Raw genomic sequence first — 16,329 nt, 5'->3', positions numbered from 1 at the left:
CTCGATAGAGCTTGCGCCAGCGGAACAGCTGATTGGCGGCCACGCCGTTACGGCGCGCGACCAGCGATACGGTCATACCGGGCTCGTAGGTCTGTTCGACCATTGCCACCTTCTCGGTCACCGACCAGCGACGCCGGCGCTCCGGCCCCAACAGCTCGCTCCCACCACCCATCGCACTAGTCCTATCCACAGTCATATGCCTACCTCGTATTTAAGCACTGATCTGTGTCCGGCGTTCTACGGGGCTACTCCACGCTCAAGATGGTTACGCAGCCCCAGTGGCCGCAACCCAGACGGTTTGTAACGCAGGGACTTGGCGATCGGGATGCCGCGGATGCCATGGCGGGCCATCAGCCGCGCAATGCGATTGCGACTGGCGGTTTCGCCTTCAAAGCCCAATTCTTCATGCATGCGACGTGCGCCGATCACACCATGCTGATCCGCATGAATAGAGCGGATGCGCTTGAGAAGCCGGCTGTTGTCTCTCGCGCGGGCACTGGGCTGGCGACCTCGCCAGTCGTAGAACCCGCTGGGTGAGACCCGTAAGCAGCGGCACATCAGGCGTACGGGATACTGGTCGCGGCCACACTCGATCGCCCGATATTTCAGGACGATTCCTTGGCGAAGAATGTGGCCGCGTCGCGTAAAAAATCCCGTTCCTTCTTGAGACGAGCATTCTCGCGCTTGAGCCTGGCGATCTCTTCGTCGCGCGGTGTGCCGGTACCACCAAAGGCAACAGCACCTGACTGCTCAAGCTCTTTGCGCCATCGACCGAGCATCCCGGCCCCAAGCCCCAATTCGCGGGCCACCTGCGCCAGCGTGACACCGGATTGGCGGGTCAACTCAACCGCCTCGCGCTTGAATTCCGGGCTGTATCTTCTTCGCTTAGACATAAACACTCCTTCGGTGCATTGTGCACCTTCTCTGAAGTGTCCGTGCTAGCGGGTGCTAACCCTCCGCTTGGTCACAATCAAAAGCTTCTAGTACTGTCTTAGCTCTTCGGGCGAACCTCTTCGCCTGCCCTTGTTCAGATTTTCCTAGGAACAGTCTTTCAATTGCGGAGACGTACTTCACTAGGCCTGAAGAAGTATTTGAATCTGTAGCGGCATCCCCAAACCAGTTGATTGCATCGAGCAGGCGCTGATGTAGGTGTGGAATTTCGACGGGGTCGACGAGTGCGTTAAGAGCAGATCCGAGAACATCGAGCTCTAATGGGCCACGCATTAATGCATCATGCCAATTTGCCGTTCCCACGGGTGCCGAGGTGTTCATACCGATGCTCGGGTGGATTACGCCTCGTTCGTCTGCATACAGATGCGCAGTATGTAGAGGATTGCTTTCGCTCCATGCAAGCCGAACTTTCTTGGTAGCAGACGCTCCAAGCATGACACGGAGGACATGAATCGCCATCTCTACAGATTGGGTTGCTCGCTCTTGCGATGTTTCGCTGTCGCAATCGGTTACCTTGACACTTGCGACCCACGGATATTCGCGATAAGTCCTTATAGAACGCGCCTGAAGGTCGCGGACAAGCTCTCTTGAGCCGCCCTCAGTGATTGCGCGATCTCGGGGAAACCCTCTCGCGATAGCGTTACTGACGTGCTCTATATGCGCGACTGTATTCGCTTCGATGCTCTGCTTGAAGTTCGCCTTCTTGTCCTTGAAGAATTTGCGTCTTCTGGTGAAGGTTACGGGACCGATGCTGAATGTGTCGGGCTCGCCCTCGGGAAAAAGCACGCACGGAAAGTAGTGTTCTGCTACGCCAACGGACTGCCTCAGGCTGACTAGAGCATCATTGAGTATAAGCTCCGAAGTCTGCCGGTTTATTTCGCGCTCTTCCTCCAGCACTCGCCTCACAAAAGCCTCAGTCACTGCATCTCTAGCGCCCTGACGCCGAACGCGTCGACCCAAACTTTGATCTAGGTCTAGAACAAGGTCCGCAATCGAGCCAAATTTACTCCAAGCGAGGCCTCCACATTGGAGACTTCCCTGCCCATTTGGATGAGGTATCTGATAAGAGGCATCCATTGGATGCTTTTCTAAATAGGCTTTTTGCTCAGCGAATTGCATTTTCGAAAAGCGAATTATTTGCCGAATAATGAATTCAATATCGCGCTGCGTGCGCTTTAAAAATTTTTCGGGGATTGGAGGAGATATAGTCAACGATTAAGAAGGCGTCGTTCGTACCTAGCTTTTTAGTACATCGATTCCGTTTCAAATTTCAAGGGTCTATACGATCTGGCTATTTGAAGACCACCGCCCGTAGCCAGCACGTCGGCTTCTGGCCGAAAGCGGACACCCGATTCTGCATAGGCGGGCAATACTCAGCCTTCATCCCCCTCCGCGCTTTCGCTAGACTGGCCGGATGCAAGATACAGATACGCTCAATCAGATTCTCCAGCAGCTGACGCGGTTGGCCGATGTGTCCGAAGCGCGGCTGGCCGATACGCGTCGGGCGGTCGATGGCGATATCGACTGGTCGGCGATCGCTTTTCGCTGGCGGGACGACGGTCGGCTGCAGGCCGTGCCGTCGCCCAGTCTGTTGCCGCTGGACCGGCTGCACGGTATCGACACGCAGAAACAGCGCCTGGTAGCCAACACGCGTCAGTTCGTGGCCGGTCGGCCGTCGAACAACGCGCTGCTGTGGGGCGCGCGCGGGACCGGTAAATCCTCGCTTGTCCGGGCGTTGTTGCATGCCTTTGCCGACGACGGACTACGCATGGTGGAGGTGCCGGCACATCGGCTGGTGGATCTACCGGATCTGGTCCAGACGCTCGCCGAGCGCGATGAGCGGTTCATCGTGTTTTCGGATGATCTATCCTTCGAAGCGGGCGACGGCAGTTACAAGGCGCTCAAGGCGGTGCTCGACGGTTCGCTTTCGGCCGCGCCGGATAACGTGGTCATCTATGCCACGTCCAATCGACGTCATCTGTTGCCCGAATATCAGTCCGAGAATCAGGCGGCCCAGGTCGTCGACGGCGAGATTCACCACGGCGAGGCCGTCGAGGAAAAGGTGTCGCTGTCCGAACGTTTCGGCCTGTGGCTGTCGTTCTATCCGTTCGACCAGGTCAATTATCTGGCGATTGCGGCACGCCATCTGGCTGCCCACGGCATCGAGGCCGATATCGGCGTCGATTCGCCGTGGGAACGTGCTGCCCTGCAATGGGCACTGGCACGCGGCAACCGCAGCGGCCGCACCGCCGAGCAGTTCGCCCGGGACTGGGCCGGTCGGGATACGCCAGCTTCGTAGATATCGCGCCACGCGGTTGTATCTCGACCGCCGGGTCGTCCGGCCGCCCGACAGATGGCAGTTCGTCGAGCCGGTGTATCGATCTCGCGCTGATGCGCGGCACGCCGAGCGCACCGATATACGGCGATGCGCGCCGGGCCGGGCTTTCGTCGGCTTTTGTCGCGCGCGTGGGGCGCACCGCGGTGATGCCCTACCCGGCCGTTTCGTTGTCGGGGGCGTGTGCGAGTTCCTGGCCACAGCGTCGACAGCGATATGCCGTCCCGTTGCAGGCGCGTTTGTGGCGGATGCTCGTCAGCCAGGCCGGCTCGTCGCATCCACAGACATAGCGATACTGCTTGAGACGACGCACCGGCTCGGCGGGCAATGCGTGGCACGGTGAGGCATCGACGCCGAACGCCTGCATGAGCGATTGCCATTCGCGGCCGTGCGGCTTGGCCCGCGTGCCGTAGAGCCGATAGACCACGACATGGGCGATCTCGTGCGGCACGGTTTCGTCCAGCATTTCGCGCGGATGGGAGGCCAGCAGATCGGCGTTGATCCGAACATGGCAGCGTCGGCTGCGACGCGCGAACACGGCCTGGCCGGCGGCCCGGCCGCGCAGGTCGAAACGGACCTCGGGCACCGGCAGACGTCGCGCGCTGGCGCCGGTGATCTCGCGGGCCCGATCGATCCAGTACGCGGCGCGCGCTTCCACACGCGCGTGCAGGTCGTCGGGGTCGGGCGTGTCGAACGACAACGATAAGGACGAGGACATGGCGCTCAGGATACGCGTTCGACCTCGCGCGTGCCGACCGGCGGCTCGATGAACACACGAACCTGACGCAGCGCCTGTCGCTGCCGCCGAACCCAGTCGGGATCGGCCAGGCGATCGCGCATGTTGAAGGGAAAGGTCTGACTCATTTCGGCCAGTCGCCGGTCGGCGGCGGCCGCCGCCGCACTCAGCCGGTCGTGCTCGGCGCGCAGGGCCACCACGTCGTCGGGCAACGCCGGCGACCGCACGAGCGCCCGCACTTCAGACCAGGCCGCCACGAGCCCGCCGCGATCCCCGGCCCGATAGGCACGCAGAATCTTCGGCCACAGGTCGGCACGGACATCGTCGCGGGCCGCCGGCACCACGCGCGGGTCGACCAGCGCGATCAGGCCGCGAAAGATGGTGCGCACGTCGTCGGCCTCGGCCGACGACAGCGTGCGCCAGTCGGTGCGCTCGAGCACGCGTTGATAGCGCGGGCTTTCGGCGGCATCGGCCAGGTCCACGGCCAGATCACCGAACGCCTGCCAGTAACGGGCGGCCCATTCCGGGCCGTCGTGATAGCGCCAGTCGTATTCGATGGCCAGGGCGTGGGCCAGTCGGGCACGCAGCCCGCGCGTGTCGGCAACAAGGGATTCGAACGCGGGATGCCGGGCAGCCGCGGCCCGGGTTGCGGGGTTCGAGTCGGTCATGACGATGCTCCTGTGTTGAGGCCAACGTGTTCGCCTGGGCACAGGATGCAATCGCTGCTGGGTCAGAAGACGACCCAGCGATGTATGAATTTACAGTTTCGACTCGGCATCCGTCTCCGCGTACACAGCACTCGCCGCGGCCAGTCGTTCGGCCACATGGCGCCGCAACGCGGCCGGCGCGATCACTTCGACATCCGGCCCGTAGGCCATGATGTCGCGCGCCAGCTCGGCACTGGCGGCATACGGCACGGACAGCTCGTAGCGCCCGTCATCGAGCCATCGGGCCTGCTGGTCGGGATGCCATTGCTCGTCGGCCACCCAGCGGGCCGCATGGGCCGAGAAACGCAGACAGGCCGTCGCCGCCGCCGGCCCGGAGAAGATACCGTATCCGGCCCCGAGCGCGGCATCCAGGGCGTCGGTGGCCATCTCCTCGGCGGATTCGTCTTCGGTTTCCGCCGCGCGGATGCGATCGACCGAGAAACTGCGCAGCCCGTCGGCCTGATGGCACCAGGCATCGAGATACCAGTTGTCGCGATAATAGACGAGCCGCTGTGGCGAGACACGGCGCTCGGTGGTCTCGTTGCGCCCCCGGCCGTGATAACGCATCGCCAGCCGGCGCCGCATCGCGAGCGCCGAGGCGACCTCGGCGAAGGCCGGCCCCGGCGCCCGCGCGGTGGCGCGCAGAACCCGCGTGCGTGACGACAACTCGCCTGCGCCCATCGCCCGGCTGTCCAGAATCCGCTCCACGCGTCGGCGCAGCGGAGCCAGATCGGCCGACAGCAGTCCGGGTTGTACGGTTTCCAGCAGCTGGTCGAGAGCGAGCAGCGAAACAAGCTCGGAGGCATTGAACCAGAGCCCGGGCAGCTCGAAGCGATCGTTCGGCGCCTCGGCGTAGTAATAGCCGTTGTATTCGCGGTCGTATTCGATGGGCGCATCGAGATACAGGCGCATGTCGCGAATGATGCGCTTGATGGTGGCCGGCGAGCACTCCAGACGTGCCTCGAGCGTCGTCTTGGCGATCGGGTGGCGCGCGCCGGCCAGCTGCTTGTGCAGCGCGTAGATCCGGTCGAACACATTCATGACCCGAGTGTGGCACGCCGCGCATGACAACTCATCCGGCGCAGCCGGAGCCGACACCAACAGAACTTGATGCCGGCGCACAAGGCCAACACACTGCAGAATATTCAGACCAATGTCGTAATATCCGACATGCGCACCGTTTCCATCGACCGCGCGGCCCATGCGCCCCGCCCCGTCGCCGACTGCTTCCGCTATCTCGCGGACTTCTCGACCTGTGAGCAATGGGATCCGGCAGTCTATCGGGCCGAAAAGCTCACGCCGGGCGCGCCCCGCATCGGCACCGAATTCCGTGTGATCGTATCGCTGGGCATGCGACGCAAGACGCTGCGCTATCGCATCGATGATCTGGTCACCGGACAGCGCCTGGTCCTGACCGGTCGCGGCGCCGGCGTCAAGACACAGGAACAGATCACGCTGGCCGCGGACGGCGACGGCACGCATATCGCCTACGAGGGCTGTGTTTCCCTGCGCGGGCCGCTGGCTCGGGCGTCTCGCGTGCTCGCCCCGGTACTGCGGCGCATGGTGCGCACGGCGCTCGCCGGACTGGTCGATGCACTGAAGATCGAGACGAGGACACCGCGCCAGGGCTGGTTGAGCTACGCCGCGGACCGATCGTTGGTCGCCGGCGAGGCGCTGTACACCGATCGCGGCTATTTCGCGATGGCCGATCGCTCGCACGCCGAGTTCATGGACGATGCGACCGTGGCCGTGACCGGCGCGACCGGCGGCATCGGCCGGCGTATCGCCGCCGAGTACGCCCGGCTCGGCGCCCGCGTACTGCTGGTCGGTCGCGATGAGAAGAAACTGGCCGCCGCCGCGGATTTCGTTCGCGGTTTCGCCGGCTGTGCCACGGACCGTGTCGTCCCCGTGGCAGCCGATCTGGCCACCGTGGCCGCCACCGCCGATGCGGCCGCGCGTATCGCCGAACTCGCACCGCGGCTCGATGTGCTGGTCAACAACGCCGGGGCGATGTTCGACGAATACGGCCAGACCGACGACGGTCGCGAGCGCACGCTGGCAATCAATCTCGTGGCCCCGTTCGTGCTCACCGAGGGCCTGATGCCCAGTCTGCTGGCCGCCGGCGGTCGCGTGGTCAACATGTCCAGCGGCGGCATGTATGCCAAGGGGCTGGATATCGCCGCGCTCGATGTCGCGCCCGCGAACTATGACGCGCTCGGCGTCTATGCCCGAACCAAGCGGGCGCTGGTCGCCCTGAGTGCACACTGGGCACGCCGCTACGGCGATGCCGGCGTGCGATTCAACGCCATGCACCCGGGCTGGGTGGACACGCCGGGCGTGGCCGACGCCCTGCCCCGCTTCCACTGGCTGTTGCGACCGGTCCTCCGGGATACCCGCATGGGCGCGGATACCGCGGTCTGGCTCGGGGCCGCCGAAGCGGCCCACGGCCTCAACGGCGCTTTTGTGTTCGATCGTATGCCTCGCCCCCGGGCACTCGTGCCCGGTACGAAGGTCAAACCGAGCGACGCCCAGAGCCTTTACGGCTGGCTCCGCAACGAAACCGGCATCGAAATCCATGGCCTCCGATAATTCAGACCAGACCGACAAGACCCGCCGCCGCCGACTGATCGGCGCCGGCATCCGCACGCTGTCGCGTGGCGCGATGCGCAGCATGCCGGGTTACGACCGCGCCAAGAGCTGGCAGAAGACCGGCCAGGACTGGTACGAGACGCTCGGCGGCCTCAAGGGGGCGGCCATGAAACTCGGCCAGATCGCCTCCCAGTACGAAGACGTGCTGCCGCCGCAGCTCACCGAACAGCTCGCCCGGTTGCAGCGCGATGCCGAACCCTGGGATTTCGCCGATCTGGCCGGCGTGCTCGATGCCTACTGGACCGACGAGGAACGCGCGATGGTCGCCGAGATCGACGAGACCGCCATCGCGGCGGCCTCGATCGGCCAGGTACACGCCGCCCGGCTGACCGACGGCACGAATGTCGTCATCAAGATCCGTTACCCCGGCGTTGCCGACTCCATCGATGCCGATGTGGCGAATCTGTCTCGTCTTTTGAAATGGTCGCGCATGCTGCCGATCGGCGGGCGCGACCTGGATGCCGTACTCGGCGAACTGCGTGAGCGATTCGTCGAGGAAACCGATTACCGACGCGAGCTCGCCAATCTGACGACGCTGCGCCAACTCGATCTCGAAGGTTTTGAACTGCCCGAGGCCATCCGGCCGTTGTGCAACGAGGCGATCTTCGTGACCACCCGCCTCGACTCGGCCCCGATCTCGACCGCCGATCCGGAGCGCGGCCGCGATATCGTCGAGGCGATCAACCGTCAGATCTTCGAGATCGGGGCGCTGCACGCCGACCCGCACCCCGGCAACTTCGGCGTGACCGAGCGCGGCACGATCGCACTCTACGACTTCGGCTGCGTGAAATATCTCGATGAGGACACCCGGATCGCGATGCGTGGTCTGCTCCAGTCGGCCTTCGTGGAGGACTGGCACGGCGTTCATCAACACATGGAAGCCCTGGGCGCGGTACCGCAGGGCCGCTGGGCCGAGGATGCCGAGGTCTATGCCGGTATCTACGCCCGCCATGCCGCATCCGCGATCGTGCCGCTGCGCGATCATCGTCCCTATGTATTCGAGCGCGATGAACTGATCACGTCGATTCGCGAGGAAATCTCGCGTTCGATGAAGTATTGGCGCTATTTCCGGGCCGCGCCCGACATGGTCTTCGTGCTGCGCACGCTCTCCGGGCTGTACTGGATCCTGCGCAGCCTGCATGCCGAGGCCGATCTCTACGACGGCCTGGAACGGATCGTGGCCGGCGAGTACGGCCCCTGAGCCCGCTCCTGTTGCCACGGCCGGCCGCCGGCCGGGCGGCATCGAGACGGGCTGATGGCTCATCGGCGGTTCAGGCACTGCGGCTAACGTAGGCATCCGGCCTGTCTCGAGTTACCGGATTTGAACAACCGCGACGGTGTAAACGCCCGACACGAATTCGCATCGCCCGCGCCGCCAGGCGCCGGTGATTGTCTCGTGTCTGCCCCACGCCCGAGACAGCCCGAGCCGCCGCGTTCGCGGCGTCGTCGCATCGAAACGGCCCGGCCGTTTCGTTGGCGGACCACGCCATGCGTTACCGACCGCGACGGCCATCGCCGGCATATTAGCGGCCGAGCCCGACCCGCGGTCGGGCCGGCCATCCATTCTCGAGCGAGGGGAATTCCTAGGAGGCTTTGTCATGTCACAGCAACCATCCATTCTGCGTCATCCGGCCCTGCGCCTGTTCTTGCTCGTCGCCGTCGTCGGCACGCCGCTGGCCGCCCAGGCCTATGTCGGCCCCGGCGCCGGTCTGAGTCTTCTCAGCGCCCTGTGGGGCCTGCTCTGTGCCGTCGGTGCCGCCTTGTTGTTCGTGATCCTCTGGCCGTTGCGCCGGATGCGTCGACGCCGCGCCGAGCGCAATCGGGCGCATGAATCGACCGCGACGAGCGAGACGCACGACAGCGCAACAGGGACGCCGAACCCATCGGAACCGTCAACCGCCCGAGCCGATGACGAACAGTCGCCGCGCTGAGCGGAGACCGCGATATGGGTCTGTTCAATCTGCTCTCGCCGGTCTTCGGCGCGATCGACGGTCTGTTCGCGACCGTCCTCCCGGCCAGCCTGCGCCTCGCGCTGTGGGCGGCCGGGCTCGCCGTGGCCACCATGCTTCTCTACAAGATACTTTCGCCCCAGGCACGCATCGGCGAGGCCAAGCGCGAGGCCCGCGAGGCTCGTCGCACCCTCAACCGCTTCGACGGTGAATTCGCCGATGCCGGCCCGCTGATCAAGAACCAGTTCGTCACCGCGTTCCGCCATATCGGGCTCGTGGTGCCGGGCACGTTCATCGCCATCCTCCCGTTGCTGTGTTTTCTGGTCTGGGCCGACAATCAGTTCGGCCACACCCTGCCCGCACCGGGTGACCCGGCACCGGCTGTCCGCACCGTGCCCGAGAGCGGCAGCGACATGCAGACAACCTGGCAGGCGGCCAACGGCGCCGACCGGCCGGCGCAGCTCGATGTGCGCTACGGATCGCAGGCACAGCACTACGCGATGACGGCCCCGGTCAATATCGTAGCCAAGTCCTCGGCCTGGAACTGGCTGGTCGGCAACCCGCTCGGGTATCTGCCCGCGGACGCGCCGGTCGAGGCCGTGACGATCGAATTGCCGACGCGCGAGTTCATCCATTTCGGGCCGGCCTGGATGCGCGGCTGGTTCAGTATCTTCATCCCGGTGATGTTCATCATCTCGCTGGGGATGTTCCGATGGGCGAAAATCGAATGAGCGATCACAACGACGATCACCAGAACACGCCCCGGACGGCCCGCTCGGCACCCAGCGAAGCGGCCGTGGCCAGCTTCGCCGTGCCGGGCTGGATGCATCGCGTGGCAGGATGGCAGGAACGCCATCCCCGTGGCGCCATCCGTCTGGGCAATTTCGATACCCGTATCGCCGCCGAAGCGATCGAAGACCGACAGGTCGTGGCGCCGATCTATATTTCCGGCGTCGCACGCTCGGGCACGACCATGCTGCTCGAACTGCTGGCCGGGCACACGGCCGTGGCCAGCCATCGTTATCGCGATTTCCCGCCGGTGTTCACGCCCTGGCTTTGGGATCGCTGGCTCGCCCGTGCCGCACGCGACGACGAGGCCGCCGCCGAACGGGCCCACGGTGATGGTATCCGGGTGACCTCGCAGAGTCCGGAAGCCTTCGAAGAAGTGCTCTGGATGGCTTTCTTCTCCCATCTGCACGACCCGAGGCAGACCAACCGGCTCGGCCGAGATACCGAAAACGCGCCATTCGCGCAATTCTACGACGATCACATCCGCAAGTTGCTCGCCATACGCGACGGCACGCGCTACGTGGCCAAGGGCAACTACAACCTCATGCGCCTGCCCTATCTACAGAGTCTCTACGCCGATGCGCGTTTCGTGCTCGCCGTACGCGACCCGGTCTGGCACATCGCCTCGCTCATCAAGCAGCAGCGTCTGTTCGAGGCCGGTGAGAAGGCGCACCCGAGAGCACTCGATCATCTGCGACGTGTCGGCCATTTCGAATTCGGTCTCGATCGACGGCCCATCAATCCCGGGGATGAGGCGCGCGTCGAGCAGATCGAGGCCCTGTGGGCCGACGGCCGGGAGATCGAGGGCTGGTCGCGCTACTGGGCGCTCATGTACGACGCGCTCGCCGACGAACTCGCCGGCGATGCCGCGGTCAACGAGGCGGCGCTGGTGGTGCAGTACGAAGCACTGTGCGCCGACTCGGCGTCGCTTTTGCAGCGTCTCTACGCCCACTGCGATCTGGCCATCGACGACGCACGCCTGGCCGAGCAGGCCGCCTCGCTCAACGCGCCCGCCTACTACGAGCCGGCGTTCACGCCGGAAGAACTCGGCCAGATCCGCGAGATCACCGGGCCGACCGCGGCCCGGTTCGGCTATGATCCGGCTCGCCTCGGCGAGCCGGATCCGCTACGCGCCTCGTAAGACCGGTCGTTACGCCGGCTGGATCGCGCCCACGCCGGCCTTGGCGGTCTGGGCGTCCTGATCCGGCTTGACGCCGGAGACGCCGACCGCGCCGACGATCTGCCCGTCCACGATGATCGGTACCCCGCCGGTCATCGTGCCCTGCAGCACCGGCGCCGACAGAAACGCCTGTCGCCCGCCGTTGATCATTTCCTCGAAGACCTGGGTTTCCTTGCGACCCAGCGCCGCCGAACGGGCCTTTTCGGTGGCGATATAGCTGCCCATCGGCGCGCAATCGTCAAGGCGGCGCAGCGCCAGCGGATGCCCGCCGTCGTCGACCACCGCGATGGCCACCGCCCACCCCTGGGTTTCGGCTTCGGCCTGCGCGGCGTCGAGAGCGCGGTTCACGTCATCGAGAGACAGCACGGATTTGGTTTTCATGAACAATCCAGACAGCGAATGAAACGTCGAAGATAACCCGGCCTGATTCAGCGGCCGAGCAAGGGATCGGACAATCCCAGCACATAGAAGCCGATCAGGCCGATGATGCCGGTCAGCAGGCAATAGTAGAACGTCGGCAGAATGGTCTTGCGCAACGTGGTGCCCTCGCGGCCGAGCAGGCCCACGGTCGCCGAAGCCGCCACCACGTTGTGAATGGCGATCATGTTGCCGGCGGCCGCCCCCACGGCCTGCAACGACACCATGAGCGCGGTCGAGACACCGAGTACATCGGCGATGTTGTACTGGAATTCGGCCAGCATCAGGTTCGAGACCGTGTTCGAGCCGGCGATGAAGGCACCGAGCGCGCCGACCGACGGCGCGAACAACGGATAGACATCGCCCACCCCGTTGGCCACGAGTTGTGCCATCGCCACCGGCATGGAGACCAGATCGGCGCCGTTGATGCCGGAATTGATCAGCACGCGCACCATCGGCACGGTGAACACCAGCACGAAACCGGCGCCGAGCATCGTCTGCGTCGATTCGGAGAAGGCCGTGATCGCCGCCCGTGTACGCATGCGATGGATGAAGAACGTGAGGATCACGGCCAACACGATGATGCCGCCCGGCAGATACAACGGCTCGATCGAGCCGGATATGCCCTGCTCGCCCAGAATGTTGGACCACGAGATCGCCACCGACTGCAGCGCTTCCTTGACCGGCGGCACCATGCGCGAGACGACGAGCAGGATCGCGAGCAGCCCGTAGGGCACCCAGCCCATGAACGTCGACATCGGGGCCCGCCCGGCCACGTCCTCGAACTTGATCTCCATCGTGCCGAGCCACTCGTTCGGCCAGGATTCGGCGGGCGGAAATTCCCAGGTCTCCCTGGGGATCAAAAACCCGCGACGGGCGGCCGGGACCACGATCGCCAGTCCGACCAGCGCACCGATCATTGAGGGGAACGACGGGCCCAGAAAGATGCCGGCCAGCGCATAGGGCACGGCAAAGGCCAGGCCGCCGAACAGGCAGAACGGCAGCACGGCCAGACCGTGTGTCCATTTCTTGTCGCGACCGAAGAAACGCGTGAGCACGGTGACCAGGATGAACGGCATCGTCACGCCGCAGATGGCATGAATGACCGCCACCTCGCTGGTGACCAGCTGCAGGTAGTCACTCCACTGGGCGCCCTGTGCGGCCAGCTGTGCTGCGATATCACTCTGATTCACCCCGCCGGTGACCCCGACGATGATCGGGGTACCAACCGCACCGAAGGATACCGGCGTGGACTGGACCATCAGCCCCATCACGACCGCAGGCAACGCCGGAAACCCGAGCGCCACCAGAAGCGGCGACGCCACCGCCGCCGTTGTGCCGAATCCCGAGGCGCCCTCGATGAAGCAGCCAAACAGCCAGGCCGCGATCACGACCTGAATGCGTCGATCTCCGCTGATACCGGAAAAGCCGTTGCGGATTGCCGCGATGCCGCCCGAGTGCTTGAGCGTATTGAGCAGCAGAATGGCGCCGAAGATGATCCACAGGATCGAGATCGTCAGCATCAGTCCCTGCAGCGACGAGGCGACGACGCGCATCGCCGGCATCTGCCAGACCAGAAGCGCGATCACGACGGTATAGATGTACACGATCGGCATCGCGATGCGGGCGGCCAGCCGAAAGCCGATCAGCAGAATGGCGGCAAGCGCCAACGGCGTGAACGCCATCAACGACATCCAGGTCGAAGTCATGCAGACAATTCCTTGTGCAGCGCACGACCGTCGGTCCGGTCGTCGCGCCTTGTTGTGCTCCTCCGCGGGTCTTGTGCCCGCCGTCGGCTCATAGAAAGCACGAACCGGGTGCCCGTCTCAACGTCGCGCCGATAACGCCGCGCCAATACAGGCGTTATCCGAACACCCGGTGTCTCATGCGAACAGGCCGTGGAGACTGGCGTTGATCGCATCGACCGATCACACGTCGTGCCCGATCTGCAAAGCGGCATAATCGACAAATTGATGAGACCTCGGGCCGTTCGAACCGGCGATCACGACCCGCGAACGCGCAACGCCAGGCCGTACGAAATCGTCTTGATCCCCCGCACGGGGACATGGCATGGCCGGCTCCGTTCGGGCGCCCACGAACCCGCCGCGTCAGGGCCGTCAGGCCAGCCCGATCGCACGCAGACCCGCGGTGATCAGCGCTGCCCCGAGTACAACGGCGAGCATGGGCGCGCGCCACCAGGCCAGCCCCGCCCCCACGGCGACCCCGGCGAGGCGCGCCGGATTGAGCCCGCCGTCATCCGCCGACTCTCCGGCCACCGTGGCAGTCGCCGCCAGCGCGATCAGCAGCACGACCGGGGCGACCTCCAGCAGACGCGTGACGGTCGGGCCCGGCTGCCAGCGCGCACCGACCGTCGGGCCGACGAGCCGCAGGGCATAGGTCCCGCCGGCCAGGCCTGCCACGAGTAGTAACCAGAACATCATGACCGTGCCCCCGGCCGCCGAAACCGGCGTGATGGACCGGCTTCGAGCAAACAGGCGACAAGCGCAATCAGTACCGGCACGCCGGGCGGCACGAACGGGGCGCTCGCGATTGCCAGCACGGCACCGGTCAGTGCACAGCGCCGTACCGCGGGCGCACCGAGATGCGGTCGTGCCAGGGCAAACAGAATGGCCGGCAGCACGGCATCCAGACCGAGTGCTGCGGTATCGGTGATGCGATCGCCCAGCAAGAGCCCGGCCACCACCGACAGATTCCATACCGCGAAGATCCAGAGCCCGGCCTGGCGAAACAGGCGATGGCGACGATGGGAATCGTGCTCGCGCAGAATGAGCGCGGTATTGACGTCGGTGATCAGGTGCGCGGTCGCCAGACGGGCACCGCGCGAGCGGCCGAGGGCATCCCGTGCCTGGAAGCCGTAGGCCATGAGCCGTGCGTTGATCACCAGTGCCCCGACCAGGGCCGCGACCAGTCCGCCCCCGGCGAGTACGATCCCGAGCGCGGCGAATTGGGCACTGCCGGCAAAGACCGTCAGCGACATGAGCGGTGCGACCCACCACGGCATGCCGGCGGTGGCTGCGATCGCGCCGAAGGACGCACCAACCAGTGCATAAGCCGCGCAAACAGGCCAGACTTCACGCTGTACGATGCGGCCGATAGCCGTATTATTATTTGAACACATCGTTCGATTTAAAAAACGATCTGAGGCGGCGAGTGTACGCTGTCGTCTCGTGTTTGCCGAGAGGTTTTCGTGTCGATTTCACCCCGGACCGCGCCGACCGAGAACGCGAGCGCGCTCGTCGATGCCATCGCGGCTCGCCTCATCGCGCTTCGGGCCGAACGCGGCTGGTCCGCCTCCGCACTGGCACGCCGGGCCGGTATGGCCAAATCCACGCTCACCCAGCTCGAACAGGGCAACGGCAATCCCGGCATCGAAACGCTCTGGGCGCTCGCCGCCGCACTCGGCGTGCCGTTCGCGGACCTGCTGACCGGCGAAGAACCGCCTGTGCAGGTGGTGCGCGCCAACCAGGGCACGACCACGCAGGGCGAGAACGCCGATTATCGCGCGCGCCTGATGGCCCGTCTGCAATCGACACGGCAGCAGAGTCTCTATCATCTGGATATCGCACCGGCCGCGCGGCACGACGCACGCCCCCACCCACCCGGGACGAGCGAGCATCTGATCGTCACCGCCGGCGGGCTCACGGCCGGCCCGCAGAACGCCCCCGTCACGCTGGCGGTCGGCGACTATCTGCGTTTTGCCGCGGATGTCGACCATACGTATGTTGCCGATGCGACGACCGGGGCCAGCGCGATCCTGATCATCGCCTACGCCTGATGCCGCAGGCGACGCGGGGCATCGCGCGGCTTGGCAGCCGGCGCGGCCCGTGTCAGATACGCGTGTTGTGGTCGCCGGCCGTGATCGCGGTGCCGTCGGCATATCGCACGTCGTGGATCACGAACCCACGCGCGGTGTAATTCGCCAGCGCCCGCGGATGATCGAAATTGCAGGTGTGCAGCCAGACCCGCCGGGTATCGCCCTGCCAGGCGGCCCGCACGCCGGCAGCGAGCACGGCGGCCCCGTAGCCACAGCCGATGAAGGCCGGACACAGGCCGAAATACACGATTTCGACGTGGCGATCGGCTTGTCGAGCCAGTTCGACGAATCCGACGATAGCGGCCTCTCGCCGGGCGACCCAGAGCTCGATGTCGTCCCGTCGCCCGTAGGCCGCCCAGTCCGACAGCCGCCAGTCGGCGCGGTCGTTCCACTGCCAGCGCGTACCGACCGTCATGTAGAGCCAGCGATGCAACGACGGCTCGACCGGCCGACACTGATCGAAGGTAAACGACGGCGGCATCCGGCGCGGCCCACACAGCGCCGCCGGGTCCGTCATTTCCAGATACGTGATGATTTCGTCCACGCTGGCTCCCATAGTCGTTGCGCGGGGCGCCGTCCCGCAATCCCTGCCCAGCATAGCGCCGGCCGGCCGCGCAAACGACGCAAGGCGCCGCGCTCGGCTGACAGCGCAGCGCCCGCGAAAACCCCGCACCGCCCGGCCGATGACAGGCCATCGCACCGGGCTCGCCATCGATGGCCATCGATGGGTCGCACACCGGGCGGCGCAGTTCAGCGCACAGACCGGTACACTGCCCGACTG

The 16,329-nt window shown here is 65.2% G+C and carries 17 protein-coding genes and 1 pseudogene; 7 read left to right on the top strand and 11 right to left on the bottom strand.

The genetic code is table 11. The features are described from left to right. From D3260_RS05070 to D3260_RS17205, 3 genes and pseudogenes are all read right to left on the bottom strand, one after another. On the bottom strand, positions 1–172 hold a 172-nt coding region (locus D3260_RS05070), incomplete at its 3' end, for a transposase (RefSeq protein WP_233543971.1). Positions 173–252: 80 nt separating this feature from the next. Further along, positions 253–893, bottom strand: a pseudogene (locus D3260_RS17780) (transposase); the annotation flags it as partial. A gap of 55 nt (positions 894–948) precedes the next feature. Next, positions 949–2,163: a hypothetical protein gene (locus D3260_RS17205; protein ID WP_233543967.1), complete on the bottom strand. Its 1,215-nt coding sequence runs from the start codon at positions 2,161–2,163 to the stop codon at positions 949–951. A gap of 202 nt (positions 2,164–2,365) precedes the next feature. Here D3260_RS17205 and D3260_RS05055 point away from each other — a divergent pair, with 202 nt between their 5' ends. Then, positions 2,366–3,250, top strand: coding sequence for an ATP-binding protein (locus D3260_RS05055; RefSeq protein WP_120097471.1), 885 nt, complete (start codon positions 2,366–2,368; stop codon positions 3,248–3,250). 190 nt (positions 3,251–3,440) lie between these two features. Here the strand turns inward: D3260_RS05055 and D3260_RS05050 are convergent, their stop codons facing one another. From D3260_RS05050 to D3260_RS05040, 3 genes are all read right to left on the bottom strand, one after another. Further along, positions 3,441–4,004, bottom strand: coding sequence for a SprT-like domain-containing protein (locus tag D3260_RS05050; protein WP_120097470.1), 564 nt, complete (start codon positions 4,002–4,004; stop codon positions 3,441–3,443). A 5-nt stretch (positions 4,005–4,009) separates the two neighbouring features. Then, entirely contained in the window at positions 4,010–4,690 is a 681-nt protein-coding gene (locus D3260_RS05045; RefSeq protein WP_120097469.1) for a hypothetical protein, read from the bottom strand. 90 nt (positions 4,691–4,780) lie between these two features. Then, entirely contained in the window at positions 4,781–5,770 is a 990-nt protein-coding gene (locus tag D3260_RS05040; RefSeq protein ID WP_120097468.1) for a YafY family protein, read from the bottom strand. Positions 5,771–5,839: 69 nt separating this feature from the next. Here D3260_RS05040 and D3260_RS05035 point away from each other — a divergent pair, with 69 nt between their 5' ends. The 5 genes from D3260_RS05035 (at position 5,840) to D3260_RS05015 (ending at position 11,257) form a co-directional block, all read left to right on the top strand. Continuing rightward, on the top strand, positions 5,840–7,318 hold the full coding sequence (locus D3260_RS05035; RefSeq protein ID WP_120097467.1) for an SDR family NAD(P)-dependent oxidoreductase: 1,479 nt from the start codon (positions 5,840–5,842) through the stop codon (positions 7,316–7,318). After that, the gene (locus D3260_RS05030; protein WP_158583403.1) at positions 7,305–8,579 is read left to right on the top strand and encodes an AarF/ABC1/UbiB kinase family protein; all 1,275 of its coding nucleotides are present in this window, start codon (positions 7,305–7,307) and stop codon (positions 8,577–8,579) included. Before D3260_RS05035 ends, D3260_RS05030 begins: the two co-directional genes overlap by 14 nt. Before the next feature lie 397 nt (positions 8,580–8,976). Beyond that, entirely contained in the window at positions 8,977–9,309 is a 333-nt protein-coding gene (locus tag D3260_RS05025) for a hypothetical protein (protein WP_199671363.1), read from the top strand. 14 nt (positions 9,310–9,323) lie between these two features. Beyond that, positions 9,324–10,058: a hypothetical protein gene (locus D3260_RS05020; RefSeq protein ID WP_120097465.1), complete on the top strand. Its 735-nt coding sequence runs from the start codon at positions 9,324–9,326 to the stop codon at positions 10,056–10,058. Next, on the top strand, positions 10,055–11,257 hold the full coding sequence (locus tag D3260_RS05015) for a sulfotransferase (protein WP_233543966.1): 1,203 nt from the start codon (positions 10,055–10,057) through the stop codon (positions 11,255–11,257). Before D3260_RS05020 ends, D3260_RS05015 begins: the two co-directional genes overlap by 4 nt. 9 nt (positions 11,258–11,266) lie before the next feature. On the opposite strand, the gene D3260_RS05010 is transcribed toward D3260_RS05015, so the two are convergent. From D3260_RS05010 to D3260_RS04995, 4 genes are all read right to left on the bottom strand, one after another. Further along, the gene (locus tag D3260_RS05010; RefSeq protein ID WP_120097464.1) at positions 11,267–11,677 is read right to left on the bottom strand and encodes a heme-binding protein; all 411 of its coding nucleotides are present in this window, start codon (positions 11,675–11,677) and stop codon (positions 11,267–11,269) included. A 47-nt stretch (positions 11,678–11,724) separates the two neighbouring features. Further along, positions 11,725–13,422, bottom strand: coding sequence for an L-lactate permease (locus tag D3260_RS05005; RefSeq protein ID WP_120097463.1), 1,698 nt, complete (start codon positions 13,420–13,422; stop codon positions 11,725–11,727). 408 nt (positions 13,423–13,830) lie between these two features. Then, complete coding sequence (locus tag D3260_RS05000; RefSeq protein ID WP_120097462.1) at positions 13,831–14,154, bottom strand: AzlD domain-containing protein; 324 nt, start codon at positions 14,152–14,154, stop codon at positions 13,831–13,833. Beyond that, positions 14,151–14,852, bottom strand: coding sequence for an AzlC family ABC transporter permease (locus tag D3260_RS04995; RefSeq protein ID WP_120097461.1), 702 nt, complete (start codon positions 14,850–14,852; stop codon positions 14,151–14,153). Before D3260_RS04995 ends, D3260_RS05000 begins: the two co-directional genes overlap by 4 nt. A 69-nt stretch (positions 14,853–14,921) precedes the next feature. Between D3260_RS04995 and D3260_RS04990 the strand changes: the two genes are divergently transcribed. After that, on the top strand, positions 14,922–15,509 hold the full coding sequence (locus D3260_RS04990; RefSeq protein ID WP_158583402.1) for a helix-turn-helix domain-containing protein: 588 nt from the start codon (positions 14,922–14,924) through the stop codon (positions 15,507–15,509). Between the two features lie 52 nt (positions 15,510–15,561). Here D3260_RS04990 and D3260_RS04985 read toward each other — a convergent pair whose 3' ends face one another. Further along, positions 15,562–16,092 carry a GNAT family N-acetyltransferase gene (locus D3260_RS04985; protein WP_158583401.1) on the bottom strand — a complete coding sequence of 177 codons (531 nt, stop codon included), beginning with the start codon at positions 16,090–16,092 and terminating at the stop codon, positions 15,562–15,564. Positions 16,093–16,329: the final 237 nt, after the last annotated feature.

The organism is Salinisphaera sp. Q1T1-3, assembly GCF_003602005.1.
Taxonomy (GTDB): domain Bacteria; phylum Pseudomonadota; class Gammaproteobacteria; order Nevskiales; family Salinisphaeraceae; genus Salinisphaera.
Note: the sequence above shows the minus strand (reverse complement) of the source record. Positions and strands in the feature narration are given on the sequence as shown.

What these genes read in the sequence shown, in the direction of transcription:
- D3260_RS05055 (WP_120097471.1), top strand. Translation starts at nt 2,366, where the DNA reads ATGCAAGATACAGATACGCTCAATCAGATTCTCCAGCAGCTGACGCGG.
- D3260_RS05050 (WP_120097470.1), bottom strand. Translation starts at nt 4,004, where the DNA reads ATGTCCTCGTCCTTATCGTTGTCGTTCGACACGCCCGACCCCGACGAC.
- D3260_RS05045 (WP_120097469.1), bottom strand. Translation starts at nt 4,690, where the DNA reads ATGACCGACTCGAACCCCGCAACCCGGGCCGCGGCTGCCCGGCATCCC.
- D3260_RS05040 (WP_120097468.1), bottom strand. Translation starts at nt 5,770, where the DNA reads ATGAATGTGTTCGACCGGATCTACGCGCTGCACAAGCAGCTGGCCGGC.
- D3260_RS05035 (WP_120097467.1), top strand. Translation starts at nt 5,840, where the DNA reads ATGCCGGCGCACAAGGCCAACACACTGCAGAATATTCAGACCAATGTC.
- D3260_RS05030 (WP_158583403.1), top strand. Translation starts at nt 7,305, where the DNA reads ATGGCCTCCGATAATTCAGACCAGACCGACAAGACCCGCCGCCGCCGA.
- D3260_RS05025 (WP_199671363.1), top strand. Translation starts at nt 8,977, where the DNA reads ATGTCACAGCAACCATCCATTCTGCGTCATCCGGCCCTGCGCCTGTTC.
- D3260_RS05020 (WP_120097465.1), top strand. Translation starts at nt 9,324, where the DNA reads ATGGGTCTGTTCAATCTGCTCTCGCCGGTCTTCGGCGCGATCGACGGT.
- D3260_RS05015 (WP_233543966.1), top strand. Translation starts at nt 10,055, where the DNA reads ATGAGCGATCACAACGACGATCACCAGAACACGCCCCGGACGGCCCGC.
- D3260_RS05010 (WP_120097464.1), bottom strand. Translation starts at nt 11,677, where the DNA reads ATGAAAACCAAATCCGTGCTGTCTCTCGATGACGTGAACCGCGCTCTC.
- D3260_RS05005 (WP_120097463.1), bottom strand. Translation starts at nt 13,422, where the DNA reads ATGACTTCGACCTGGATGTCGTTGATGGCGTTCACGCCGTTGGCGCTT.
- D3260_RS05000 (WP_120097462.1), bottom strand. Translation starts at nt 14,154, where the DNA reads ATGATGTTCTGGTTACTACTCGTGGCAGGCCTGGCCGGCGGGACCTAT.
- D3260_RS04995 (WP_120097461.1), bottom strand. Translation starts at nt 14,852, where the DNA reads ATGTGTTCAAATAATAATACGGCTATCGGCCGCATCGTACAGCGTGAA.